Origin of the sequence: Enterobacter chinensis (assembly GCF_034008295.1) — a bacterium.
GTDB classification, from domain to species: domain Bacteria; phylum Pseudomonadota; class Gammaproteobacteria; order Enterobacterales; family Enterobacteriaceae; genus Enterobacter; species Enterobacter chinensis.
The window spans coordinates 257519-282007 of record NZ_JARDVI010000003.1; the positions used below are offsets into that span (position 1 = coordinate 257519).

The following is a 24489-nucleotide window of genomic DNA, read 5'->3' on the forward strand; positions in this document are numbered from 1 at the left end:
ATTGCATGGCAATTTGGCGCAAAATACTATGTACTGACAAACAAATGGCGAGGAAGTTCGCCCTCATTGACGCGTCTGTGACGCCCGCAAAAGTACAAGGCTATGGCTCAGGAAATCGAATTAAAATTTATCGTCGAAAAAGACAGCGTTGACGCACTCCGCCAGCATCTGCACACGCTTTCCGGCGAACACCATGCACCGGTACAACTGCTTAATATCTATTACGAAACGCCGGACAACTGGCTGCGCCGCCACGATATGGGGCTGCGCATCCGTGGCGCGAGCGGTCGCTACGAGATGACGATGAAAATTGCCGGCCGCGTGGTCGGCGGTTTACATCAGCGTCCGGAATACAATATCGACATCAGTAAGCCAGAACTTGAGCTGGAACGTTTCCCGGCGGAAGTCTGGCCGGAAGGCGAGCTGCCTTCCACGCTGGCGGAACAGGTGCAACCGCTGTTCAGCACTGATTTCTGGCGCGAGAAATGGCTGGTGACGGAAGGCAAAAGCCGCATCGAAATCGCCCTGGATTTGGGCGACGTGAAGGCGGGGGAATTCCAGGAGCCGATTTGTGAACTGGAGCTTGAACTGCTGGAAGGTGATGCGAATGACGTGCTGAAGCTGGCGCGCAAGCTGGTGAACCAGTCCGGATTACGTCAGGGGAGCCTGAGCAAAGCCGCGCGGGGTTACCATCTGGCCGCCGGGAATGCGCCGCGCGTGCTGAAAGAGACGACCATTTTGCACGTTGCGCCGAAAGCCAGCGTTGAAGAGGGTCTGGAAGCCGCGCTCGAGCTGGCGCTTTCTCAGTGGCAGTACCACGAAGAACTGTGGGTGCGAAATGTGAAAAACGCGAAATCCCACGTGCTGGCGGCCATTGCTCTGGTGCGCCATGCCCTGACGCTCTTCGGCGGTATCGTTCCTCGAAAAGCGAGCGCTCACTTACGTGATCTGCTGACGCAAACCGAAACGCTGATGCTCTCCGACGTCTCTGCGCAAACGGCAATCTACAGCCCGCAAAATGCGACGGCAAAACTGGCGCTGACCGAGTTTCTGGTGACGCGCGGCTGGCGTGCCTTCCTGGATGCGAAGGCAGAGGCCAAAATCGCGGAAAATTTCAAACGCTTCGCGGATATTCATCTTTCCCGCCATGCCGCTGAACTGAAGAGCACCTTTGCGTATCCGCTGGGCGACCAGTATGGCGATCAGCTTCCCCGTCTTTCGCGCAATGTCGATAGCATGCTGCTGCTTTCCGGCGCTTATGACGGCGTGAAAGCCCAGGCCTGGCTGGAAAACTGGCAGGGGCTGAAGCATGCCATTGAAACCCGTCAGCATATTGAGATTGAGCATTTCCGTAACGAAGCTATTTCGCAGGAGCCGTTCTGGCTGCACAGCGGAAAACGATAACTCTGGCAAGGAACCCCAATAATGCCGCTTTCTTCGCAGTTACAGCAGCAGTGGCAGACCGTTTGCGAACGTCTGCCTGAGTCATTACCGGCGTCATCGTTAAGCGAGCAGGCAAAGAGCGTGCTCGTCTTCAGTGATTTTGTGCAGGAAAGTATCACCGCCAACCCGGACTGGCTGGCGGAACTTGAGAACGCACCACCGCAGGCAGAAGAGTGGCGGCACTATGCTGGCTGGCTGCAAACTGCACTCGAAGACGTTACGGATGAGGCCACGCTGATGCGCGTCCTGCGCCAGTTCCGTCGTCGGGTGATGGTGCGCATTGCCTGGGCTCAGGCGCTGGAACTGGTGAGCGAAGAGAGTACGCTGCAGCAGTTAAGCGAGCTGGCGCAAACGTTGATTGTCGCCGCGCGAGACTGGCTCTATGCCGCCTGCTGTAAAGAGTGGGGCACGCCGTGCAGCGAGGAAGGGGTTCCTCAGCCGCTGTTGATTCTGGGGATGGGCAAGCTGGGCGGCTGCGAGCTGAACTTCTCCTCTGATATCGACCTGATTTTTGCCTGGCCGGAGAACGGCTCCACGCGCGGAGGCCGCCGCGAGCTGGACAACGCGCAGTTCTTTACCCGTCTCGGCCAGCGCCTGATTAAAGCGCTGGATCAGCCCACGCAGGACGGTTTTGTTTACCGCGTGGACATGCGCCTGCGTCCGTTTGGCGACAGCGGGCCGCTGGTGCTGAGCTTTGCGGCGCTGGAAGATTATTACCAGGAGCAAGGTCGCGACTGGGAGCGTTACGCGATGGTCAAAGCGCGGATCATGGGCGACAGCGACGACGCTTACGCCAACGAGCTGCGCGCCATGCTGCGTCCGTTCGTGTTCCGTCGCTATATCGACTTCAGCGTCATCCAGTCCCTGCGAAATATGAAAGGGATGATTGCCCGCGAGGTGCGCCGCCGTGGGCTGAAAGACAATATCAAGCTCGGTGCGGGCGGCATCCGCGAAATCGAATTTATCGTCCAGGTCTTCCAGCTTATTCGCGGCGGACGCGAGCCGTCGCTGCAGTCCCGTTCCTTATTACCGACGCTGAGCGCCATTGCGCAGCTGCATCTCTTGCCGGACGGCGACGCGCAAACCCTGCGCGAGGCCTATCTTTTCCTGCGTCGTCTGGAAAACCTGCTGCAAAGCATTAATGACGAACAGACCCAGACCCTGCCGGGCGACGACCTTAACCGGGCGCGTCTGGCCTGGGGAATGCGCGTGGAAGACTGGTCAACGCTGACCGAACGGCTCGATGCCCATATGGCAGGCGTGCGCCGGATCTTTAACGAACTGATCGGTGATGACGAAAGTGAGTCGCAGGACGATGCGCTCTCCGAGCACTGGCGCGAGCTGTGGCAGGACGCGCTTCAGGAAGATGACACCACGCCGGTGCTGACGCACTTAACCGACGACGCGCGCCATCGCGTGGTGGCGCTGATCGCTGATTTCCGTCTTGAGCTGAACAAACGCGCCATCGGCCCGCGTGGTCGCCAGGTGCTGGATCACCTGATGCCGCACCTGCTGAGCGAAGTCTGCTCGCGTGCCGATGCGCCGGTGCCGCTGTCGCGGATGATGCCCCTGCTGAGCGGGATTATCACCCGTACCACCTACCTTGAACTCCTGAGCGAGTTCCCCGGTGCGCTTAAGCACCTGATTTCACTCTGCGCCGCGTCGCCGATGGTGGCCAACAAGCTGGCGCGTTACCCGCTGCTGCTGGATGAACTGCTCGATCCGAATACCCTTTATCAACCGACGGCGACCGACGCCTACCGGGACGAACTGCGTCAGTATCTGCTGCGCGTGCCGGAAGAAGACGAAGAGCAACAGCTGGAGGCGCTGCGTCAGTTTAAGCAGGCCCAGATGCTGCGCGTGGCGGCCGCGGATATCGCCGGAACGCTGCCGGTGATGAAAGTGAGCGATCACTTAACCTGGCTGGCGGAAGCGATTATCGACGCGGTGGTGCATCAGGCCTGGGTGCAGATGGTGGCGCGCTATGGCCAGCCGAAACATCTGGCCGACCGTGATGGTCGCGGCTTCGCGGTGGTGGGTTACGGTAAGCTCGGCGGTTGGGAGCTGGGCTATAGCTCCGATCTGGATTTAATCTTCCTCCACGACTGCCCGGTTGATGTGATGACCGACGGCGAGCGCGAGATTGACGGGCGTCAGTTCTACCTGCGCCTGGCGCAGCGCATCATGCACCTGTTCAGCACCCGCACCTCGTCGGGCATTTTGTATGAAGTGGATGCCCGTCTGCGACCGTCCGGCGCGGCGGGCATGCTGGTCACCTCGACGGAGTCCTTCGCTGATTACCAGAAGAATGAAGCCTGGACGTGGGAGCATCAGGCGCTGGTGCGCGCCCGCGTGGTGTATGGCGATCCGCTGCTGAAAACGCAGTTTGACGTGATTCGTAAGGAAGTCATGACCACCGTGCGCGATGGCAGCACGCTGCAAACGGAAGTGCGCGAAATGCGCGAGAAAATGCGCGCGCACTTAGGCAATAAACATCGCGATCGCTTTGATATTAAAGCTGATGAGGGCGGTATTACCGATATTGAGTTTATTACCCAGTATCTGGTGCTGCTGCACGCGCATGACAAGCCGAAGCTGACGCGCTGGTCGGATAACGTGCGCATTCTGGAACTCCTGGCGCAAAACGACATTATGGACGAGCAGGAGGCGCAGGCCTTAACCCGCGCCTACACCACGCTGCGCGATGAACTGCATCATCTGGCGCTGCAGGAGCAGCCGGGACACGTGGCGCTGGACTGTTTCACCGCTGAACGCGCTCAGGTAACGGCCAGCTGGCAGAAGTGGCTGGTGGAACCGTGCGTAACAAATCAAGTGTGATATTATCGCGCGCAAATTGTGAATCTTTCTGGAGTCAGGAATGAAAGTAACACTGCCAGAGTTTGAACGTGCTGGGGTAATGGTTGTTGGGGATGTGATGCTGGATCGCTACTGGTATGGGCCGACCAGCCGCATCTCTCCGGAGGCACCGGTACCGGTGGTTAAGGTCGACACCATTGAAGAGCGTCCCGGCGGCGCGGCAAACGTGGCGATGAACATTGCTTCTCTGGGCGCGCATTCGCGTCTGGTGGGCCTGACCGGCATTGACGATGCGGCGCGTGCGCTGAGCAAGTCGCTGGCGGACGTGAACGTAAAGTGCGACTTCGTTTCTGTTCCGACCCACCCGACGATCACGAAACTGCGCGTGCTGTCGCGTAACCAGCAGCTGATCCGCCTCGATTTTGAAGAAGGGTTCGAAGGCGTTGATCCTGAGCCGCTGCACGAGCGTATTAACCAGGCGCTGGGCAATATCGGCGCGCTGGTGCTCTCTGATTATGCGAAAGGTGCGCTGGCCAGCGTGCAGACGATGATTCAGCTGGCGCGTAAAGCCAGCGTGCCGGTGCTGATTGATCCGAAAGGGACGGATTTTGAGCGCTATCGCGGCGCGACGCTGCTGACGCCAAACCTGTCAGAGTTTGAAGCGGTGGCGGGCAAGTGTAAAAACGAGCAAGAGCTGGTTGAGCGCGGCATGAAGATCATTGCTGACTTCGAGCTGTCTGCGCTGCTGGTGACCCGCTCCGAGCAGGGGATGACGCTGCTGCAGCCGGGTAAAGCGCCGCTGCATATGCCTACTCAGGCGCAGGAAGTGTACGACGTAACCGGTGCTGGTGATACGGTGATTGGCGTCCTGGCGGCAACGCTGGCAGCGGGTAATTCCCTGGAAGAAGCGTGCTACTTTGCGAACGCTGCGGCGGGCGTGGTGGTCGGTAAACTCGGGACGTCTACCGTTTCGCCAATCGAGCTGGAAAACGCCGTGCGCGGTCGTGCCGATACCGGTTTTGGCGTCATGAGCGAAGACGAGTTGAAAGTGGCCGTCGCCGCTGCGCGCAAGCGCGGTGAAAAAGTGGTGATGACCAACGGAGTGTTCGACATCCTGCATGCGGGCCATGTCTCTTATCTGGCGAATGCGCGCAAGCTTGGCGATCGCCTGATTGTGGCGGTCAACAGCGATGCGTCGACGAAACGCCTGAAGGGTGAAACGCGTCCGGTGAACCCGCTGGAACAGCGTATGATCGTTCTTGGCGCACTGGAAGCCGTGGACTGGGTGGTGTCGTTTGAAGAAGACACACCGCAGCGCCTGATTGCCGGTATTCTGCCGGATCTGCTGGTAAAAGGCGGGGATTACAAACCGGAGCAAATCGCGGGTAGCGAAGAGGTCTGGGCCAACGGCGGTGAAGTGATGGTGCTCAATTTTGAAGACGGGTGTTCAACCACCAACATCATCAAGAAGATCCAGAAAGACAGTCAGTAGTCCGTGCGGGCTGATGCCCTCACCCCAACCCTCTCCCACAGGGAGAGGGCGCAAACCTAAAAAAACGGCAACCGAGGTTGCCGTTTTGCATTGATTTTAGGCCTGGTCATCCACCGGTGGAATTGCCGGTGCCGGCTTCACTTCTTCCGGGGTATTGCGGTTTTCCAGCTCGGTCAGACGCTGTTCCAGCAGCGCCAGTTTCTCGCGGGTGCGCAGCAGAACCTGGGTTTGCACGTCAAACTCTTCGCGGCTCACTAAATCAAGGCGAACTAACTGTGCCTGCAGCGTCTGGCGGATTTTCTTCTCAACGTCATCACCAAATTCACGAATGCCTTTTGGCATGGACTCGTGAACCTGACGCGCAATTTGCTCAATTTTCTTGGGGTCAATCATTGTCGTTTCCCTTGATGGAAAGGTGTTAGTGTCCATTGTAGCGCGTCATCCCCGGGGTAAACAAAATTGTTTGATGCTTATGCATTGCCCAGGATAATCAATAGCGTTATAGTTATCTCGCTTATTCTCAGGGCGGGGCGAAATTCCCCACCGGCGGTAAATCAGCGTGACGCTGAAAGCCCGCGAGCGCTTTGGGTGAATACTCAAAGGTCAGCAGATCCGGTGTAATTCCGGGGCCGACGGTTAGAGTCCGGATGGGAGAGAGTAACGATCCAGTCGGGCATGGGCCCGCTCACGTTATCTTTTTGCCGCTTGTACGGCGCTCCTAAGACTGCCCTGATTCTGGTAACCATAATGTTAATGAGGTTTTTTTACCATGAATCAGACGCTACTTTCCTCTTTTGGCACTTCAACTCAACGTGTTGAACATGCACTGGATGCACTGCGCGAAGGCCGCGGTGTGATGGTGCTTGACGATGAAAACCGTGAAAACGAAGGCGATATGATTTTCGCCGCCGAAAACATGACCGTTGAACAGATGGCGCTGACCATCCGTCACGGTAGCGGCATCGTATGCCTGTGTATTAACGAAGACCGTCGTAAGCAGCTTGACCTGCCGATGATGGTCGAAAACAACACCAGCGCTTTTGGTACCGGTTTTACCGTGACCATCGAAGCGGCGCACGGCGTGACTACCGGTGTGTCTGCGGCTGACCGTCTGACTACCGTACGTGCAGCGATTGCCGATGGTGCGAAGCCATCCGACCTGCATCGTCCAGGCCACGTTTTCCCACTGCGCGCGCAGGCGGGCGGCGTGCTGACCCGTGGCGGCCACACCGAAGCGACTATCGATCTGGTGACGCTGGCAGGCTTCAAACCTGCTGGTGTGCTTTGTGAACTGACCAACGATGATGGCACCATGGCGCGCGCGCCGGAGTGCATCACCTTTGCGCGTCTGCACAATATGCCGGTGGTGACGATTGAAGATCTGGTGGAGTATCGCCAGGCGCACGAGCGTAAAGCCAGCTGAAAGTGCTGATGTGAAAAGCCGGGGAAACCCGGCTTTTTTGTATCTAGTGGTAGTTAATTTTGAACAGTACGACGGTTTCAAAAGGGCCTGAGTCAATGCCCGAACCTTCGGCATGTGAAAGCTCGGCGGTGTAGGTGGTCTCGAACTGCAGCACCGAACCGGTAAAATCCGCATACTCGTCATACTGATTGAAGGTATAGGGCTGTGTGCCGTTAAGAATACGCAGCTTTAATCCGTTGCCGATCAGCAGTGCCGTATCATTGGCCGTGAGCGTTTTATCGGTATAAAACGAAGAGTCAATCTTAAACCCGTCAGAGCATTGTGCATCCTGCACCTTCGTTGTTTTTACCGAAAACGTGCGGGTTCGCGTGCCCTGATTCACTATGTCTCGCGCGCTGAAGGTGCCAAAATCGATCTCCTGATTTTCAGGATAAATACTGAACGTTGCCCCGCAGTCCAGCACTTTAATATTTTCCAGTCCGTTAATATGATATTTAAGGTTTTTCGCATCAGAAAGGGTGTTTACACCCCCTTTGCCGTCAAACTGCACCACGATGTAATCTCCCAGCGTGCTGACGTACCCTTGAGGCGGCACCGCTTTGAGTTTGACGTACAGCCTGAAGCGCGCCGCAAACGTTCGGGAGGTATGGACATCCGACGGATTGCCTGAACAGACGTAGTGCTCCCAGCCCATCGCTTTTATCTGTTCAGCCGTGTAATTGCTCAGGCTGTTGTTGTCCAGACACTGACGGGTATCCACGCCGAAACTTTGTCCGATAGCATCGTAATCCGCACCTTCGTAGGTTACACCCAACTCGTAATAAGGGTCTGATACCGACGGGTAAGGGTTCACCCAGGCGAATACATCTTCATTCTCATGATTCGAGGCGGTATTTCTGTCGCAGTAAACCGGGATCTTGATGTCATTGGATTCCCAAATTTTTTGACCTACCGTTGCGTTGCTGGGGATCGAAAATTCAGACACCGTTTTGGTTTGCTCAACCGGACCATTTTGTGTGGCAAGGTAGCAGTTCAGAGCCAGCGCCTGCTTAAGCGGCAACATCACCAACATCAGAAAGAAAAGCTTAACGAGATGTCGCATGTTGCCCTGCCTTGCGCGGCGTCAGTGTGCATTGGGTTGACCCGGAACACGTTAAATTGACCTTACGTAGCGCACCATAATCATCAATATACCCAATGCTGTAGCCACTCCCTTCAGCTTCGCTTAGTGAGAGGGAGCTGGTTTCAAAAGGGCTAATCATCAGGCTGTCGAAACCCGGGAGCATGGTTTTACCGTTATTGCTCAGCCACGCCAGGGTGATGAAATACGGCGTGGGGTTTTTTATCGTCATCGTTTTGCCAGATAGCGTGACCGCCAGCCGCATTTCCGCGTTTTCGCCTGCTTTCTTGCGAATGGCTTCCGGGCGCCAGAAAAGCTTGATTCGGCTTTGCATCGCCACCTGCATGACGCTGCGCTCTGCGTTCAGGCTGTCATTTTTAGGCGGCACTTCGCGCAGGTTGAAAAAGAACAGGGTCTCCCTGTCTTTAGGCAGCTCGCGTGTTGCCTGCTGTTTTACCACCCGCACCTGTGATGAGGTGCCTGGTTCAATGCGCTGCACGGGAGGAAGCACCATAAAATGGCTGTTCTCTTTGCGCCCCTCACTATCTTCAATCCAGGCGAGCGCCAGGTAGGGAAGCGCATGGCTTTGGTTTTCAATCGTCAGGCTGCTGGCTTTGTCGTTTTCAGGAAAGACAATCCGCGTGCGATCCAGATTGATCGCCGCGAACGAGGCGCAGGAGCCAAAGAGAAAAAGGATTGCTGCTAACAGGTGTGATTTCATCATGATATCTACTGGCAGGGCAGCATAAGCTGCGTCGTGTTTTCCAGAGAAGCGGGCAGGGAGAAGCGGCACTGCTGGCCGTCTCCCCACGTCACCGTAAACTGTTGTTCCGCTTTTACCGCTCCCAGCCAGAGATGGCCGTTTTCGGCAACAATGCTAACCTCGGCGCCGGTCTCCTGGTCGTGAACCCGCGCGCCGAGCGGCGGCATGCCGGTGGGCGTGCGCAGAATGCCAACAACATCCTGCCCCTTACGGGTCGCGATTTTTCGATAACCAATGGCCCCCTCGGTCCATGTGGCGCGGATAATGCGATTGTCGACATCAACACCCTCCGGCAGAGCATTGAGATTGACCTGCACACTGGCGGGTAAATAGCTCGAAAAGGCAGGCAGAACGCCAATGCCAAACGCGTTGGTGGCGTCACGGGACATATTTAATGGGATATTGCCGATGCCTTCCGTGCTGACCATGACGCGCGGCTCGTTGCCATAGCTTCGGCGATGCAGTGCGGCACCGTGGGCGGTCGCGGTGAACGAGCCATTCCAGCTTGCGCTAACAGAACGGTATTCGTTGGCCTTATAGCCTCCGGAAAGGTTGAGGTCTCCCGTCCCGGCATAGTGCTGATAGGTACCGCTGAGCTGCGCACCGGCGTCGGGTTTTTCACTTTCCGTACCCGCTGATATTCCCCAGGTGTTATTCCTGTCTGAGGTGTCGTACCAGGAAAGCGTCTGACGCGTATTGTCACTGTTTCTCAGGTCATAATTGAGGCGATGCTCCGGATCGAGGGGAATGCTTAACGAGAGGTAAGCCTGCGTGTCATCGCTCTGATCCTGATAATGTGTTTTGCTCCACGAGACCGTTACACCGAGATTTTTCCAGCGGCCAAAGTCGAAGTTGTATCCTGCTGTTAGCGTTCCTGTGGTGGAGGGGGATCTGTCCCACCACGTCTGGCGCAGCATGCCGATATACAGGTTCAAAGACAGGGCGGGAATATACTGGCTGGCGGTAATGCTCAGCGTCTGCTTTTCCGTCTCCTGATTGTCCTGCTCATTTTCAAGGAAACGGGCGTAGCTGAGAAAATGGCTGTCGGAGTAGCGGTAGCTGGCAAGCGTAAGCTGGCTGCCGGTCGTGTCGAAACGTTTGCTGTAGTTGATGCGGTAGCTGTAGCCCGTTTGCTGATCTTTACCGATTAGTTGGCTGGTGGCCTGAGTGACATCAAACGAGAGCGCCCCCAGCACATCCATGTTTTGTCCGATGCCAGCGGCCAGCGAGCGATAATCATTGCCGCTATTCAGCACGCCGCCGTACAGCGAGGTTTGGGACATAATGCCCCATGAAAATTCGCTGCTCAAAAACGCATCGCTTTCAATGCGGTGCGAGCTGTCCTCACGGGCTTTCCCTCCCGACAGTTTGTAGCGAACCTGGCCCTTGCGGGTAAGAAATGGCACTGACGCCGCAGCAACCTGGAATGTGCTGGTACGTCCATCTTCTTCAACGACCTTGACGTCCAGGGTGCCCTGCACGGACTGGTTGATATCCTGAATCACAAAGGGGCCCGGCGGCACGTTGGTCTGATAGATAATTCGGTCAGACTGGCTGACGGTCACGGTTGCATTGGTCTGGGCGATACCGGTGATTTGCGGTGCGTAGCCGCGCAGTGACCAGGGGAGCATACGCTCGTCGCTGACAAGTGAGGCTCCGGTATATGAAAAACCGTCGAAAATATCAGACTGGAAATCAGACTCACCCAGCGTCAGCTTTGCGCCAAATGCTGGCAGAGGGCGAAAAAGGTAAGCGCGGGATAAGCGTCCCTCGCTCTGCGAACCCTCATCGGTACGATTGAGGGCGTACTGATAATCTCCCCGTAGCCGCCAGGCGCCCAGGTTGGCTCCGGCGGTTCCGTAGGTGTTCACGTTATCGCTGCTTGATCCTTCATCAGGCTGGCAGCGACTGGCGAAGAGATTGTAATCCAGCAGTGCGCCGAAGACGCCGTTATCCCAGGTGGCGGGCGGCATCCAGTTGGTGGCACGGTACAGTAGCCAGGCCTGAGGAATGGTCACCTCCAGCGTCTGCGTCTGCTGGATAAACTCGAAATGAATCTGAGGCAGCGCGGAAAAATCGACGCAGCCCGCGTTTTCCGTAAGCATGCTGCGGAACTTATCGTCCAGACCGAACGTATCCGCCAGATCTGCCGGAATGCAGACTTCCGTAGTGTCATCTTTTTTTTGCCAGGCCAACTGCCAGCCGTTAGCAAGCGGGGTCTTATTTATTGAGACGGTAACGAAATAGTTTCCCGGAGCAACACGGCTTTTATCTTTGAACTGCGATAAATCAATATTGCTGCGCTGATCTTTATCGATGGCGTTAATGTTAAATTCAACGGCGAGCAGAGAAAGGGGCGAGAGAAAGCCTGCGATGATGATCCATAGTGAACTGTATTTCATCATTCAGCTCTCAAATAAAATTACGGCAATGGCTGGCAAATATATTGCCAGCCGAAATAGATCTAACGGTGTTAGCTTATTTATACAGCAGGACGTAATTTGCGATAGATTCAACCTGACCGGCCGTCGCTGTTTTACCATTGGCCACTTCCATCTGCGCTTTGAAGTGCAGCGTCTGCGTGGTGGAGCCTGCTGACAGATCAACAGTTTCAGCGGAGCCAAGGGTGATTGGGGATTCTGCGTTATCCAGCAGACGAACACCGACGTTCTGTGCGCCACCCGCATAGGTGTTGCTCATCAGGCTGGTATCGGCTGCGTCCGTCGCGGTGCTGCTGAAGGTGACATCAACCTTGGTGACAGGGGTTGCGGTTTCATCTGCAGCATCAAGCTGACAATTTTCCAGATTGATATCAACCGGAACCGCCGTTGATTTCTTGTTGGCATTCATAACTGCAGTAGTCACCTGACCAAGGTCGATCTCTTTATCAACGCTGTCAGGCGCGATGTTACAGGGCGCATCAATGACTACCCCTTTGAAGGTTATTTTTCCAGAGCCTTGATCGTTGGCGAAAACAGGTGCAGACAGGAAAGCGGCGAGTGTCAGTGCGAGAAGGGTTTTATTTCCATTTTTCATTAGAATTTCCTTTACATGAGAATTTTTGAACGGCCAAAAATTTTCTCGGTAAATTTTACATTCTAAATGTAACAATGTGTTGTTAGTAATTATTAAGCCTGATTTAAGAGGGCTTATATATATGTGTGTATTGAATGGATGAGTGGTTAATTAAGCTTGAAATACGGGCGCTTATGAAAAAATAAGCGCCATAATATAATATTAACCAATCCCTGCCGTTTGTAACAACACCAGGCTGAATCCCATTACGGACATACCGCATAGCACGCCATAGCTGGGGTTGTTATTGGGGTCGATCTCTTTTGCCAGCGGCATCAGTTCATCTACCGAAAGCGCGACCATAATCCCGGCTACCGCTGCCATAATGGCCGCCATCACCACCGGCGAGACAAGGCTGCCAAGGATCAGCCAGGCCAGCACGCCGCCGAGAATCTCAGCCATGCCTGATATTCCTGCCCAGAACACGGCGGTGCGTTTTGAACCGGTGGCGGCATAAACCGGGCCGGCGACGGCCAGTCCTTCAGGAATATTGTGTAAGGCAACCGCCAGCGCGATGCCAAAGCCCATTTCCAGATTGCTGCTGGCCGTCACATAGGTGGCGACCCCTTCCGGGAAGTTATGCAGGCTGATGCCCAGCGTCAGCAGAACCGCTGTTCGCTTAATATTCCGCGGTATAGGCGTTACGTTTTTCTGCATTAAATCTTGCGGATGCGCGTGCGGTAGCATTCGGTCGAGGGCAAAGTACCCCAGCAGGCCAAAGACAAACATGCCGTAACCCAGCAGCGGAGACATGCCTTCTGTGCCCAGCGCGGCAGGTAGCATCTCCATCAGGGAGATGAGCAGCATGATCCCGGCAGCAAAGCCCAGCGAAAAAGCCAGTACGCGGTTAGACGGCTTCTGGCCAAGCACGCCGAGGATCGCACCAATGAAGGTCGCGGCACCCGCCAGTATGGTCAGGATCAAGGGGACTGACATGCATTGCTCCTTGTGATAATGATTCTCATTAATGGTAATGATTCATTGCGCGCAAAGCGAGAGAGGGGGCTCTGTTTTACACATTCCTTACATTCAAATTTCCTGATGATGATCTTCACGCTTATCAGCGTTCATCTTTGCCAGATTGCGCGTAATGTAGCACCATTAAATTGACACCTTCTGTAAGGATATCACCATGACTTCTTCCCGTATGCCAGCCCTGTTTTTAGGCCACGGTAGCCCAATGAACGTTCTGGAAGACAACGTCTATACCCGCGCATGGCATCATCTGGGCGAGACGCTGCCGCGTCCAAAAGCGATTGTGGTGGTGTCTGCGCACTGGTTTACCCGTGGGACGGGCGTGACCGCCATGGAAACGCCAAAAACGATTCATGATTTCGGTGGTTTCCCGCAGGCGCTGTATGACACGCATTATCCGGCCCCCGGCTCGCCCGAGCTGGCACAGAAGCTGGTTGATTTGCTGGCACCTGTCCCGGTCGCGCTCGATAAAGAAGCCTGGGGCTTTGACCATGGCTCGTGGGGCGTGCTGATTAAAATGTATCCTGATGCGGATATCCCGATGGTGCAGTTAAGTATCGACAGCACCAAACCCGCGGCATGGCACATGGAGATGGGCCGTAAGCTGGCATCGCTTCGTGATGAAGGCATCATGCTGGTGGCGAGCGGCAACGTGGTGCATAACCTCCGCACGGCACGCTGGTACGGTGAAAATACCCCGTACCCGTGGGCGGCCTCTTTTAACGACTACGTAAAAGCGAACCTGACATGGCAAGGCCCGGTCGAAGAGCATCCGCTGGTGAACTATCTGGATCACGAAGGCGGTTCGCTCTCTAACCCGACGCCGGAACATTTCCTGCCGCTGCTGTACGTTCTTGGCGCGTGGGACGGCCAGGAACCGGTGACGATCCCGGTCGACGGGATTGAGATGGGGAGTTTGAGTATGCTGTCGGTACAGGTGGGGTAAAAACATGCCGGGTGGCGGCTTCGCCTTACCGGGCCTACACGTCGAGCGTAGGCCCGGTAAGCGTAGCGCCACCGGGCAAGTCTTACTCAATAAAAATATGCGGATAGAATCGTGACAGATCCTGCGTGATCAGCGCGCGATCTTCGCGGATGCCAATCCCGGCAGGTTGATCGTTGATGAGCCAACTGCCAATCAGCGTATAGCTGTCACCAAATTTCGGCAGTTGATAAAACTCCTGGACGATCATCCCTTCCTCGCCGTAAGGCCCTTCAACGGCTTCCAGCGTCTTACCGTTTTCGATAATCGATACGTTTGCCCCTTCGCGGGAGAAGATCGGCTTAACGACGTATTTTTCCATTTGTGGGAAATCGTCTTCCGCAAAGTAGGCTGGCAACAGGTTCGGATGGTTCGGGAACATCTTCCACAGCATCGGCAGCAGGGCTTTGTTGGAGATAATGCTCTTCCAGGCCGGTTCCAGCCAGCGCACGCCAGCATCTTCCAGCTTGGTGGAGAACATCTCGCGCAGCATGTATTCCCACGGGTAGAGCTTGAACAGGTTGCTGATGACCTGATCCTGCATATCCGTAAACTGACCTTTTTCACCCAGGCCGATATCCTCGATATAGAGGAACTCGGTCGCCACCTCCGCTTCTGCGGCGCAGTCTTGCAGATACTGAACCGTGCCACGGTCTTCTTCCGTATCGCGGCAGCAGGCGAGATGCAGCAGGTTGAAGCCATGTTGTTCGCGCAGCTCGGCAAAACGCTCAATCAGCTTTTCCTGCAGGCTGTTGAACTGGTCGCTGCCTTCCGGCAGGTTTCCGGCATTGGCCTGGTCTTCCAGCCAGATCCACTGGAAGAACGCCGCTTCGTACAGGGACGTCGGCGTATCGGCGTTGTTTTCCAGAAGCTTAGGTTCACCCACGCCGTCCCACGCCAGATCGAGGCGAGAATAGAGCGATGGCTGGCTGGTTTTCCACGACTGGCGCACAAAGCCCCAGGTGTGCTTTGGAATGCGGAATTTTGCCATCAGCTCGTCGCTGTCGATGACTTTTTCCACGACCTTCAGACACATCTGGTGCAGCTCTGCCGTCACTTCTTCCAGTTTTTCAACCTGGGCCAGCGTGAGCTTGTAATATGCGTCTTCACACCAGTACGGCTCGCCGTACATGGTGTGGAAGTTAAAGCCGTATTCGGTGGCTTTTTCACGCCAGTCCGGGCGCTCGGTGATACTGACTCGTTCCATGATCAGCCGCCCATTGAGCGAGTAGAGGAGGTGCCTGTCGCGCTGCGTTGCATACTGGTCTGTTTCGCCACAGACTCACCGAACCCGCCGCGGGTGATGGTGCTGGTGGTCGCCGGTTTCGGTGCCATTGCCGTTTTCGGTACCGTCACGGTACGGCCAGGGGTGGCTGCACCATAGCCTTTGCCGCTGGCATCGGTATATTGACCGTAAGCCGGGCTGGCCGGGTTTTTCGAGCTAAAGAGTGGTTGCTGCTGGTAGCCCGCGCCGCCGCCCATCAGGCGACCCATCATGTAACCTGCCATCAGCGGCATCCAGAAGCTGCCGCTGGACTGCGCCTGTGCCTGATTTTCAGGTGCGGTACCCGCCTGAGCCGGTGCCTGCTGGCATTGCCCTTCACCGAACTCCGCCACGCAGTCTTCGCGTGATGCATACTTCGGCGCGGTGCGTTCCGCTTCTTTCAGCGCGCCAGTGTATGCCGTCTTACATTCGGCAGCTTTACCGGTTGCGGCAGAGCAGTCGTCCGCGTTTTGATACAGCGAAACCGTTTCGTCGTTTTTCTCACAGCCTGCCAGCATAAAGACAGCCGTGACCGCCAGCGCAACAGGAGTGAGATGACGTGCGTTCCAGCTTTTGCGGAACGACGCGTGATTGATGGATTTTGTCCGTTTCATATTTGTCTTCCAGGACCCAGTGGTAATAACGCTCAGGATAGAGGATGAGTGGTTGAAAATGAAGCGAAGAGGGGCGGAATCAGGGGGATCTTTACGTTGGCTTACGTTCGGGTGTGATTTTGCGCCGGGTGGCGCTGCGCTTACCCGGCCTACGATTCAGTAGGCCCGATAAGCGAAGCGCCATCGGGCAATGCTTAGTGACGGAACGGATTATTGCCTTTGCTGGCGGACGTCGTGGTACGCGCAGCGGCTGGCTGTGCAGCAGGGGTGTTGCTGTCACCGTTGAAGTTATCAACTGCGGCAACCTGATCAGGGTTCTCAGGTGCAACGCTGTCCGGAGAGGTGGAGACCGGTTTACCCAGCGCGCTGTTAAGCATCTGCAGGTCTTGCTCGTTCAGCGTACCCAGAGCCTGTTTGATGTTTAGCTGGTTAATCAGGTACTGGTAACGCGCGCTGGAGAGCTGCTGTTTCGCGTTGTAAAGCGTGGTGGTCGCGTCCAGCACGTCAACGATGGTACGGGTACCAACGGAGTAACCCGCTTCCATCGCGTCCAGGGAGCTCTGTGCAGACACAACGGCCTGTTTATAGGCGTTGATGCTGCTGATCGAAGCGTTCACGTTATTGAAGGAAGAACGCACGGTCTGCACCACGTTGCGGTGGGCACTTTCCAGCTGCTCGCTCGCGCCAACAAAGTTGTACTGCGCCTGTTTCACCTGGGAGTTGACCTGACCGCCCTGATACAGCGGCAGGGAGAAGCTCAGGCCAACCTGGTTCTGTCCAATATTTTTATCGTCGTATGCTGAAGCGCTGGCTCCGTGGGTTTTGGAACCGCTATAGCTGGTATCCGATACGCTGGTTGATGCGCTCAGGCTCAGGGTTGGCAGGTGGCCGTCCTGCGCCTGACGAATTTGCTCGCGGGCCAGATCCTGGCTCAGACGCGCCTGCAGCAAGTTTAAATTGCGGTTTTCCGCTTCTTTCAGCAGGGCGTTAACGGCCTGCGGTTTATCCGTTTTGAAGCTGTCCACGTTCAGGGACGCCAGTTCAGGGTAGTAATTCCCGGTGACCTGACGCAGGGATTCCAGCGCGTTATCGAGGTTGTTACGCGCGGTCACTTCGTTGGCCAGTACGGTGTCGTACTGTGAACGGGCGTTCTGCACGTCGGTGATCGCCACCAGACCCACGTTGAAACGCTGGGTGGTTTGATCTAACTGGCGGTAAATCGCCTGTTTCTGCGCTTCGGTGTAGGAGAGCGCGTCAATGGCGCTCAGTACATTGAAGTAAGCCGTGGCAGTATTCAGGATCAGCGTCTGCTGGTCGGTCTGATAGGTTACATCCTGAATGCCCGCGCTCTTTTCCTGCAGGCTCAGGGCGCGCCATTTGGACATATCAAACAGCGTCTGTGTCAATTGCAGGGAGGCGCTGGTAGCATTGGAGTTAATGCCATTATTATCGCGATAACCGTTACCATAGGTATAATCTGCACCCAGACCTAACTGTGGCAGCAAGGGGCTACGCGCTTCGTTAATCTTTTCAAACGCAGCATCACGATCGGCCGCTGATTTACGTAAATCAGGGTTGCCCAGACGTGCCTGCTGGTAGACCTGTAACAGGTTTTCCGCCTGGCTCATTGCACTGAAGCCCGTCAGGCTCAGGCCGATAAGGATGGGGAGCAATTTCTTCATTTGCATTCCTTGTTGTGAAGCAGTATTAGCGCTGATCTAATTAAAAAATAATTGCCGATTCTAACAGAATCTTCCATACCAAAAGGTTGGCGTTACGTGCCATCTGGCGGTAATTTGCACCAATCTATCATATAGCCTTACAAACGGCAGCCAAACAGCCTTGAAATTCACAATTTCATCACCATTGCTACCAGGACTCGACTCATGCAAAAACCAGAAAAGTTGCCCGTGACATTCGCCAAAAACGATGTAGAAATTATTGCACGAGAAACGCTTTATAGCGGTTTTTTTTCAATGGAACTTTACCGTTTCAGGCATCGCCTGTTTAACGGTGAAATGAGTGGCGAAATCAGACGCGAAATTTTTGAGCGCGGGCATGCGGCAGTCTTGCTACCCTTTGACCCAGTGCGTGACGAAGTTGTGCTGGTGGAGCAGATCCGCATAGCCGCTTATGACGTGAGCGAGAGCCCGTGGCTGCTGGAGATGGTGGCCGGGATGATCGAAGAAGGTGAATCGGTTGAAGACGTCGCCCGGCGCGAGGCGCTGGAAGAGGCGGGGCTGGTGGTGGGCCGCACAAAACCGGTGCTGAGCTATCTGGCAAGCCCGGGAGGCACCAGCGAGCGCTTGTCCATTATGGTGGGTGAAGTGGACGCCACGACGGCGGAAGGGATCCACGGTCTGGCAGATGAAAACGAAGATATTCGGGTTCATGTGGTGAGTCGGGAGCAGGCTTATCGGTGGGTAGAAGAGGGTTCAATCGACAACGCAGCGTCTGTCATCGCCCTGCAATGGCTGCAGCTGCATTATCAGGCATTACGAAACGAGTGGAAAAAATGAAGCGCTATACACCTGACTTCCCAGAAATGATGCGCCTGTGCGAAACCAATTTCGCACAATTGCGCCGCCTGTTGCCGAAAAACGACGCACCCGGCGAAACGGTAAGCTATCAGGTGAGTAACGCGCAGTATCGATTAACGATAACAGAATCAACACGCTACACTACGCTGGTGGAGATTGAGCAAACGGCGCCCAGCATTAGCTACTGGAGCCTGCCGTCGATGACGGTGCGCCTCTATCACGACGCGATGGTCGCTGAAGTGTGTTCGAGTCAGCAGATCTTTCGCTTCAAGGCGCGGTATGATTACCCGAATAAAAAGTTGCATCAACGCGACGAAAAGCATCAAATTAACCAGTTTTTAGCCGACTGGCTAAGATATTGTTTAGCACATGGAGCAATGGCGATTCCGGTTTGTTAGCGTCATAAACCTACCTAAGGACACCATTTGGAAAGCCTGTTGAACCTGACTGTTGCTGGTGGGGCGCCAGTCAGGATATTACAAATCACCGATACCCACCTTTTTGCCGAAAAGCATGAGACGCTACTGGGGGTCAACACCTGGGAGAGTTATCAGGCGGTACTTAGCGCCATTCACGACGAAAATCGTGCATGCGATCTGATTGTCGCAACTGGCGATCTGGCGCAGGATCAATCCTCCGCGGCCTATCAGCATTTTGCTGAAGGCATCGCGAGCTTTAGCGTGCCTTGCGTCTGGCTGCCAGGAAACCATGATTTCCAGCCCGCGATGTACAGTTCCCTCCAGGATGCGGGGATTTCTCCGGCGAAATGTGTTTTTGCGGGTGAACAGTGGCAAATCTTGCTGCTGGACAGCCAGGTGTTCGGCGTCCCGCACGGTGAATTAAGCGAGTTTCAACTCGACTGGCTAGAGACCAAACTGGCTGCTGAACCTGAACGTCATACGCTGTTGCTGCTTCATCATCATCCTCTGCCAGCGGGATGCAGCTGGCTCGATCAACACAGCCTGCGCAACTCCGCGGCGCTGGATCGCGTGCTGGCGAAGTTCCCGCGGGTGAAGAACCTGCTGTGTGGACACATTCATCAGGAACAGGATCTCGACTGGAATGGACGTCGCATGCTGGCGACGCCATCGACCTGCGTTCAGTTTAAGCCGCACTGCGCCAATTTTACGCTTGATACCATCGCGCCAGGCTGGCGCTGGCTGGAACTGCATGCCGATGGCACGCTGGCCACGGAAGTCTGCCGTTTAACCGGCGCGCAATTCCGCCCGGACACCGCTTCAGAAGGCTATTGATGTCTACGCTCCTTTATCTGCACGGCTTCAACAGCTCGCCGCGTTCCGCAAAAGCGACACAGTTTCGCCAGTGGCTGAGCGAGCATCACCCCGATGTTGAGATGATCATCCCGCAACTGCCGCCTTATCCGGCTCTGGCCGCGGAGATGCTGGAATCTATCGTGCTTGAGCACGGCGGGGAAACGTTCGGTGTGGTCGGCTCATCGCTGGGCGGGTATTACGCCACCTGGCTCTCGCAATGCTTCATGCTGCCCGCCGTAGTGGTTAATCCAGCGGTGCGGCCATTTGAGCTGCTGCGGGACTTTCTTGGCGAAAACGAGAACCCCTACACCGGCCAGCAATATGTGCTAGAGTCACGCCATATTTACGATCTCAAAGTTATGCAGGTCGACCCGCTTGAGGCGCCGGATCTTATCTGGCTGCTGCAACAGACGGGAGATGAAGTGCTGGATTACCGCCAGGCAGTGGCGTATTACGCATCCTGCCGCCAGACTATAGAAGAGGGCGGAAACCATGCTTTCACGGGCTTTGAGAATCATTTCACCCAGATTGTCGATTTTCTTGGACTGCACAGCCACTGACAATCAATGCGAATTGCTAGTTTAAATCATGACGCAAACCTATAACGCTGATGCCATTGAGGTCCTCACCGGGCTTGAGCCGGTTCGCCGCCGCCCGGGGATGTACACCGATACGACGCGCCCAAACCATCTGGGCCAGGAAGTTATTGATAACAGTGTGGACGAAGCGCTGGCTGGCCATGCCAAACGCGTTGACGTTATCCTGCATGCCGATCAGTCGCTGGAAGTCATCGACGACGGGCGCGGCATGCCGGTGGATATCCACCCGGAAGAGGGTGTACCTGCCGTTGAGCTGATCCTCTGTCGTCTGCATGCGGGCGGTAAGTTCTCCAACAAAAACTACCAGTTCTCCGGTGGTTTGCACGGTGTGGGCATTTCCGTCGTCAACGCCCTATCCAAACGCGTGGAAGTGAACGTCCGTCGCGACGGCCAGATCTATAACATCGCGTTTGAAAATGGCGATAAGGTGCAGGATCTGCAGGTTGTCGGCACGTGCGGTAAACGCAATACCGGCACCAGCGTCCACTTCTGGCCGGACGAAAGCTTCTTCGACAGCCCACGCTTTTCCGTTTCTCGCCTGACGCACCTGCTGAAAGCCAAAGCGGTGCTGTGTCCGGGCGTGGAAATCACGTTTAAAGACAACGTTAACAATACCGAGCAGAGCTGGCGCTATGAAGATGGTCTTAACGACTATCTGTGCGAAGCGGTGAACGGCCTGCCGACGCTGCCGGAAAAACCGTTCGTCGGTAATTTCACCGGTGACACCGAAGCGGTGGACTGGGCGCTGCTGTGGCTGCCGGAAGGCGGCGAGCTGCTGACCGAAAGCTACGTCAACCTGATCCCCACCATGCTCGGCGGCACCCACGTCAACGGCCTGCGTCAGGGGCTGCTGGATGCGATGCGCGAGTTCTGTGAATACCGCAATATCCTGCCGCGCGGCGTGAAGCTGTCGGCGGAAGATATCTGGGACCGTTGCGCCTACGTGCTTTCCGTGAAGATGCAGGATCCGCAGTTTGCCGGTCAGACCAAAGAGCGCCTCTCTTCACGTCAGTGCGCGGCGTTTGTCTCCGGCGTGGTGAAAGATGCGTTTACCCTGTGGCTGAACCAGAACGTTCAGGCGGCAGAGATGCTGGCTGAAATGGCCATTTCCAGCGCCCAGCGTCGTCTGCGTGCTGCGAAGAAAGTGGTGCGTAAAAAGCTGACCAGCGGCCCTGCGCTGCCGGGCAAGCTGGCAGACTGTACCGCACAGGATCTCAACCGTACTGAGCTCTTCCTCGTGGAAGGGGACTCGGCGGGTGGGTCGGCCAAGCAGGCGCGCGATCGCGAATATCAGGCGATCATGCCGCTCAAAGGTAAGATCCTGAACACCTGGGAGGTCTCTTCAGATGAAGTGCTGGCCTCGCAGGAAGTCCACGATATCTCGGTGGCGATCGGCATCGATCCCGACAGTGACGATCTGAGCCAGCTGCGCTACGGCAAGATCTGTATCCTCGCGGATGCGGACTCCGATGGTCTGCACATCGCCACGCTGCTGTGCGCGCTGTTTGTGAAGCACTTCCGCACGCTGGTCAAAAACGGTCACGTCCACGTAGCGTTGCCGCCGCTGTACCGTATCGACCTCGGCAAAGAGGTTTACTACGCGCTGACGGAAGAAGAGAAAGCGGGCGTGCTGGAGCAGCTTAAGCGTAAGAAGGGCAAACCTAACGTTCAGCGCTTTAAAGGACTGGGCGAGATGAACCCGATGCAGCTGCGCGAAACGACGCTGGATCCGAACACCCGCCGTCTGGTGCAGTTGACGATCAGCGACGAGGACGAACAGCAAACCAATGCCATGATGGATATGCTTCTTGCCAAGAAACGTTCGGAAGACCGACGTAACTGGCTGCAGGAGAAAGGCGATATGGCGGATATTGAAGCCTGATAAAAAGCCCTGCGATGCAGGGCTTTTTTACATCAAAACTCCATCTTCACCGTCAGCTGCACTTCGCGCGGGTCGCCAATCTGGTTACCCAGGTTGTTGGTCGCTATAGATGAGGTGTAGTAGGTCTTATCAAACAGGTTCTTCACGTTGACCTGCAGCGTCACCGGATACTGCAGCTTCATCTTATATGCCGCAAACGCATCCGCCACGAAATACCCCGGCAGGTAGTAATCCGCTCCGTTGGTCGCTGAGCGACGGCTCACGCCGTGCCCGCCGCCGCCGAGCGTCAGGGTGTTTCCGGCAAACGCATTGTGAATATCGTAGGTCAGGAACAGCGAGCCGGTATGGCGCGGCACGTTCGGCAGCGGTTTGCCGGCATAGTCCGGATCTTCCAGCACCTTCGCGTCGGTATAGCCATAGCTGGCGATGATATTGGTGTTTTCGGTCAATGACCCGGCAACATCCACCTCCACCCCCTGGGAACGCACGCGGCCCGCAGTTTTGGCGATGGTTTCACCCCCTACGCTTTCGTTGTACAGCACGTTGCGCTTGTGAATATCAAACAGAGCGATATTGGCGGTAATGCCGTTGAACAGGTCAAACTTCGCGCCCACTTCGTAAGCATTCGATGTTTCCGGCGGCAGGTCACCAATGTAGCTCGCGATGGACGACTGCGGCATAAACGTTTGTGAGTAGTTGGCAAACAGCGAGACGGATGGCGTGAGCTTGTAAACCAGCCCCAGCTTCGGCGTCCACTGCTCGTCGCGACTGTCGGTATTAACGTTGAAAGGACGGCCTTTGCCCGCGTACTGGGTGTAATACTGATAGCGCATGCCTGCGACGGCGATCCAGTTATCGGTCAGGTACAGGGCATCCTGCGCGTAGGCGGAATAGCTCTCCTGCTTGAGCGTCTGGTCGCTGTCGGACGCCGACACGGTGGTGCATTTGCCGAGGTTGCCATACGTCGGGTGATAGATATTGAAATCTTTCACGTTTTTACAGCGCATCATGTCCGTGCGCAGCAGATCGTAATTCTCATACGACACGCCGGTCAGGAGCTCATTGTAAAAGCCTGCGATATTCACGTTCCCCTGAAGGTCCGCACGGGTGCTGTGCATGCGCTGGGTCGAGCCCTGGGTCGCATCCACGCGGCGGGTCAGGTTACCGGTTTTTGAATCGTAGGCCATCACGCGGGCCTGGTTATCGCTGTATTTATCCTGGCTGAAGCTGTAGTCAAACTTCGCGGTCCACTGGCTGTTGAGGCGATATTCTGCGTTGAGCTGAGCGAGATCGGACTGGCCGTCGGTCACGTTAAACGGCTCATCGAAGCGGGTTTTGCGATCCACATTCACCGGCTGTTTAGTGTTGAGATCGAAGATCGTTCCGCGATCGAACGGTGTCTTATAGTCGCGATGCGAATAGAGCACGGTCACGGTGGCATCATCGCCAAACCAGGTGAGCGATGGGGCGATAAAGGTGCTGCGTTCGTTGCCAAAATTACGCCAGTAATCTTCGTCCTGATATTCACCCGTAAGGCGATACGCCAGGCGCGTGCCGTCAATCGGGCCGGTCACGTCAACCTGTCCGGTGCCGCCGCCAAAGCTGGAAGAGGTGGCGGAAATCGAACCGCCGAAGGTCTTCTCCGGGCGTTTGGTGACGACGTTAATCAGGCCGCCCGGATCGAGGATACCGTAAAGCGTTGAGGCCGGGCCTTTCAGCACCTCCACGCGCTCGGTTGCGGCATTAAAGCTGCGCGGCAGTACGGTGCGCAGGCCGTTGGTCATGATCGAACCGTCGCGGTTCGCGCCAAATCCTCGGCGTACAAACGCATCCTGCGTCCCCCCCAGGGTGTTGGTCTGAACCACGTTGCTGACGTTATAAAGCGCTTCATCCAGCGTGGTGGCGTGCTGATCCTCCAGCACTTTATCGCTGACGGTATTCACCACCTGCGGGATATCCAGCATCGGCATGTTGGTTAGCGTGGCGGTGGAGGTGTTCAGCGGTTGATAGCCGTTGGTGGCCTCGACCGTGGCATTGGGATCGGCGGTAACGGTGAGCGTTTCGCCGTCTTTTGTTGCTGCGGTCTCTGCTGCGTGTACCAGAGGTGCCATAAACAAAAGCGAAAAGAGCGCGCGCCCTTTAATCCCAGAAAGAGAAGGTGTGAACGTAGCCATTACATCTGTTTTCCCGAAATATCCAACGAATAAAAGTTCGTGGAAGAAGGTA

Annotated in this window: 20 protein-coding genes and 1 riboswitch; of the genes, 10 read left to right on the top strand and 10 right to left on the bottom strand. The window is 55.8% G+C overall.

Annotated features, from left to right (window positions below; translation table 11 throughout):
- The first annotated feature begins 102 nt into the window (after nucleotides 1–102).
- The 3 genes from PYW49_RS10545 to hldE are packed head-to-tail and all read left to right on the top strand — an operon-like array spanning nucleotide 103 to nucleotide 5752.
- Nucleotides 103–1404 carry a CYTH domain-containing protein gene (locus PYW49_RS10545; RefSeq protein ID WP_320386393.1) on the top strand — a complete coding sequence of 434 codons (1302 nt, stop codon included), beginning with the start codon at nucleotides 103–105 and terminating at the stop codon, nucleotides 1402–1404.
- Between the two features lie 21 nt (nucleotides 1405–1425).
- Nucleotides 1426–4281, top strand: coding sequence for a bifunctional [glutamate--ammonia ligase]-adenylyl-L-tyrosine phosphorylase/[glutamate--ammonia-ligase] adenylyltransferase (gene glnE / locus PYW49_RS10550; protein WP_134348716.1), 2856 nt, complete (start codon nucleotides 1426–1428; stop codon nucleotides 4279–4281).
- Between the two features lie 40 nt (nucleotides 4282–4321).
- Nucleotides 4322–5752 (top strand): bifunctional D-glycero-beta-D-manno-heptose-7-phosphate kinase/D-glycero-beta-D-manno-heptose 1-phosphate adenylyltransferase HldE, encoded by a 1431-nt coding sequence (gene hldE / locus PYW49_RS10555; RefSeq protein WP_134348717.1) that lies wholly within the window; start codon nucleotides 4322–4324, stop codon nucleotides 5750–5752.
- Between the two features lie 96 nt (nucleotides 5753–5848).
- Here hldE and ubiK read toward each other — a convergent pair whose 3' ends face one another.
- Nucleotides 5849–6145, bottom strand: coding sequence for a ubiquinone biosynthesis accessory factor UbiK (gene ubiK / locus PYW49_RS10560; protein ID WP_013098757.1), 297 nt, complete (start codon nucleotides 6143–6145; stop codon nucleotides 5849–5851).
- 119 nt (nucleotides 6146–6264) lie between these two features.
- Nucleotides 6265–6415, top strand: a riboswitch (FMN riboswitch).
- Nucleotides 6416–6521: 106 nt separating this feature from the next.
- On the opposite strand from ubiK, the gene ribB reads away from it, so the two are divergent.
- On the top strand, nucleotides 6522–7175 hold the full coding sequence (ribB, locus tag PYW49_RS10565; protein ID WP_023309208.1) for a 3,4-dihydroxy-2-butanone-4-phosphate synthase: 654 nt from the start codon (nucleotides 6522–6524) through the stop codon (nucleotides 7173–7175).
- A gap of 43 nt (nucleotides 7176–7218) precedes the next feature.
- On the opposite strand, the gene PYW49_RS10570 is transcribed toward ribB, so the two are convergent.
- From PYW49_RS10570 to zupT, 5 genes are all read right to left on the bottom strand, one after another.
- A complete protein-coding gene (locus tag PYW49_RS10570) occupies nucleotides 7219–8277 on the bottom strand; it encodes a type 1 fimbrial protein (protein ID WP_320386394.1) in 1059 nt (352 codons plus the stop codon).
- Complete coding sequence (locus PYW49_RS10575; RefSeq protein WP_320386395.1) at nucleotides 8261–9019, bottom strand: fimbrial biogenesis chaperone; 759 nt, start codon at nucleotides 9017–9019, stop codon at nucleotides 8261–8263. The genes PYW49_RS10570 and PYW49_RS10575 overlap by 17 nt, the downstream gene beginning before the upstream one ends.
- A gap of 5 nt (nucleotides 9020–9024) precedes the next feature.
- Nucleotides 9025–11463, bottom strand: a complete 2439-nt coding sequence (locus tag PYW49_RS10580; RefSeq protein ID WP_320386396.1) for a fimbria/pilus outer membrane usher protein — start codon at nucleotides 11461–11463, stop codon at nucleotides 9025–9027.
- 73 nt (nucleotides 11464–11536) lie between these two features.
- Nucleotides 11537–12094, bottom strand: a complete 558-nt coding sequence (locus PYW49_RS10585) for a fimbrial protein (RefSeq protein ID WP_320386397.1) — start codon at nucleotides 12092–12094, stop codon at nucleotides 11537–11539.
- Between the two features lie 201 nt (nucleotides 12095–12295).
- Nucleotides 12296–13069 (bottom strand): zinc transporter ZupT, encoded by a 774-nt coding sequence (gene zupT / locus PYW49_RS10590; RefSeq protein WP_134348722.1) that lies wholly within the window; start codon nucleotides 13067–13069, stop codon nucleotides 12296–12298.
- Nucleotides 13070–13265: 196 nt separating this feature from the next.
- Here zupT and ygiD point away from each other — a divergent pair, with 196 nt between their 5' ends.
- Nucleotides 13266–14054: a 4,5-DOPA-extradiol-dioxygenase gene (gene ygiD, locus PYW49_RS10595; protein WP_320386398.1), complete on the top strand. Its 789-nt coding sequence runs from the start codon at nucleotides 13266–13268 to the stop codon at nucleotides 14052–14054.
- An 82-nt stretch (nucleotides 14055–14136) separates the two neighbouring features.
- On the opposite strand, the gene PYW49_RS10600 is transcribed toward ygiD, so the two are convergent.
- The 3 genes from PYW49_RS10600 to tolC all read right to left on the bottom strand — a co-directional run bounded on the left by PYW49_RS10600 (nucleotide 14137) and on the right by tolC (nucleotide 17650).
- The gene (locus tag PYW49_RS10600) at nucleotides 14137–15297 is read right to left on the bottom strand and encodes a glutathionylspermidine synthase family protein (protein ID WP_320386399.1); all 1161 of its coding nucleotides are present in this window, start codon (nucleotides 15295–15297) and stop codon (nucleotides 14137–14139) included.
- Nucleotides 15298–15299: 2 nt separating this feature from the next.
- On the bottom strand, nucleotides 15300–15968 hold the full coding sequence (locus PYW49_RS10605) for a DUF1190 family protein (protein WP_134348725.1): 669 nt from the start codon (nucleotides 15966–15968) through the stop codon (nucleotides 15300–15302).
- Between the two features lie 194 nt (nucleotides 15969–16162).
- The gene (gene tolC / locus PYW49_RS10610) at nucleotides 16163–17650 is read right to left on the bottom strand and encodes an outer membrane channel protein TolC (RefSeq protein WP_134348726.1); all 1488 of its coding nucleotides are present in this window, start codon (nucleotides 17648–17650) and stop codon (nucleotides 16163–16165) included.
- Nucleotides 17651–17854: 204 nt separating this feature from the next.
- Between tolC and nudF the strand changes: the two genes are divergently transcribed.
- From nudF to parE, 5 genes are read left to right on the top strand one after another with little or no spacing between them, the layout of a single operon-like run.
- Nucleotides 17855–18487 carry an ADP-ribose diphosphatase gene (gene nudF / locus PYW49_RS10615; protein WP_320386400.1) on the top strand — a complete coding sequence of 211 codons (633 nt, stop codon included), beginning with the start codon at nucleotides 17855–17857 and terminating at the stop codon, nucleotides 18485–18487.
- Nucleotides 18484–18906, top strand: a complete 423-nt coding sequence (locus PYW49_RS10620; RefSeq protein ID WP_014833293.1) for a DUF1249 family protein — start codon at nucleotides 18484–18486, stop codon at nucleotides 18904–18906. Before nudF ends, PYW49_RS10620 begins: the two co-directional genes overlap by 4 nt.
- A gap of 27 nt (nucleotides 18907–18933) precedes the next feature.
- Nucleotides 18934–19761 carry a 3',5'-cyclic-AMP phosphodiesterase gene (cpdA, locus tag PYW49_RS10625; protein WP_320386401.1) on the top strand — a complete coding sequence of 276 codons (828 nt, stop codon included), beginning with the start codon at nucleotides 18934–18936 and terminating at the stop codon, nucleotides 19759–19761.
- Nucleotides 19761–20342 (top strand): esterase YqiA, encoded by a 582-nt coding sequence (yqiA, locus tag PYW49_RS10630; protein ID WP_320386402.1) that lies wholly within the window; start codon nucleotides 19761–19763, stop codon nucleotides 20340–20342. Before cpdA ends, yqiA begins: the two co-directional genes overlap by 1 nt.
- Nucleotides 20343–20370: 28 nt before the next feature.
- Nucleotides 20371–22263, top strand: a complete 1893-nt coding sequence (parE, locus tag PYW49_RS10635; RefSeq protein WP_320386403.1) for a DNA topoisomerase IV subunit B — start codon at nucleotides 20371–20373, stop codon at nucleotides 22261–22263.
- A gap of 32 nt (nucleotides 22264–22295) precedes the next feature.
- Here parE and PYW49_RS10640 read toward each other — a convergent pair whose 3' ends face one another.
- Nucleotides 22296–24437, bottom strand: a complete 2142-nt coding sequence (locus PYW49_RS10640; RefSeq protein ID WP_320386404.1) for a TonB-dependent siderophore receptor — start codon at nucleotides 24435–24437, stop codon at nucleotides 22296–22298.
- Nucleotides 24438–24489: the final 52 nt, after the last annotated feature.

Bases quoted from the DNA above. Each gene is read 5' to 3' on its own strand.
- PYW49_RS10600 (WP_320386399.1), bottom strand. From the start codon at position 15,297: ATGGAACGAGTCAGTATCACCGAGCGCCCGGACTGGCGTGAAAAAGCC.
- ubiK (WP_013098757.1), bottom strand. From the start codon at position 6,145: ATGATTGACCCCAAGAAAATTGAGCAAATTGCGCGTCAGGTTCACGAG.
- PYW49_RS10570 (WP_320386394.1), bottom strand. From the start codon at position 8,277: ATGCGACATCTCGTTAAGCTTTTCTTTCTGATGTTGGTGATGTTGCCG.
- yqiA (WP_320386402.1), top strand. From the start codon at position 19,761: ATGTCTACGCTCCTTTATCTGCACGGCTTCAACAGCTCGCCGCGTTCC.
- PYW49_RS10585 (WP_320386397.1), bottom strand. From the start codon at position 12,094: ATGAAAAATGGAAATAAAACCCTTCTCGCACTGACACTCGCCGCTTTC.
- parE (WP_320386403.1), top strand. From the start codon at position 20,371: ATGACGCAAACCTATAACGCTGATGCCATTGAGGTCCTCACCGGGCTT.
- PYW49_RS10640 (WP_320386404.1), bottom strand. From the start codon at position 24,437: ATGGCTACGTTCACACCTTCTCTTTCTGGGATTAAAGGGCGCGCGCTC.
- PYW49_RS10605 (WP_134348725.1), bottom strand. From the start codon at position 15,968: ATGAAACGGACAAAATCCATCAATCACGCGTCGTTCCGCAAAAGCTGG.
- zupT (WP_134348722.1), bottom strand. From the start codon at position 13,069: ATGTCAGTCCCCTTGATCCTGACCATACTGGCGGGTGCCGCGACCTTC.
- nudF (WP_320386400.1), top strand. From the start codon at position 17,855: ATGCAAAAACCAGAAAAGTTGCCCGTGACATTCGCCAAAAACGATGTA.
- ygiD (WP_320386398.1), top strand. From the start codon at position 13,266: ATGACTTCTTCCCGTATGCCAGCCCTGTTTTTAGGCCACGGTAGCCCA.
- ribB (WP_023309208.1), top strand. From the start codon at position 6,522: ATGAATCAGACGCTACTTTCCTCTTTTGGCACTTCAACTCAACGTGTT.
- glnE (WP_134348716.1), top strand. From the start codon at position 1,426: ATGCCGCTTTCTTCGCAGTTACAGCAGCAGTGGCAGACCGTTTGCGAA.
- tolC (WP_134348726.1), bottom strand. From the start codon at position 17,650: ATGAAGAAATTGCTCCCCATCCTTATCGGCCTGAGCCTGACGGGCTTC.
- PYW49_RS10620 (WP_014833293.1), top strand. From the start codon at position 18,484: ATGAAGCGCTATACACCTGACTTCCCAGAAATGATGCGCCTGTGCGAA.
- PYW49_RS10580 (WP_320386396.1), bottom strand. From the start codon at position 11,463: ATGATGAAATACAGTTCACTATGGATCATCATCGCAGGCTTTCTCTCG.
- PYW49_RS10575 (WP_320386395.1), bottom strand. From the start codon at position 9,019: ATGATGAAATCACACCTGTTAGCAGCAATCCTTTTTCTCTTTGGCTCC.
- PYW49_RS10545 (WP_320386393.1), top strand. From the start codon at position 103: ATGGCTCAGGAAATCGAATTAAAATTTATCGTCGAAAAAGACAGCGTT.
- hldE (WP_134348717.1), top strand. From the start codon at position 4,322: ATGAAAGTAACACTGCCAGAGTTTGAACGTGCTGGGGTAATGGTTGTT.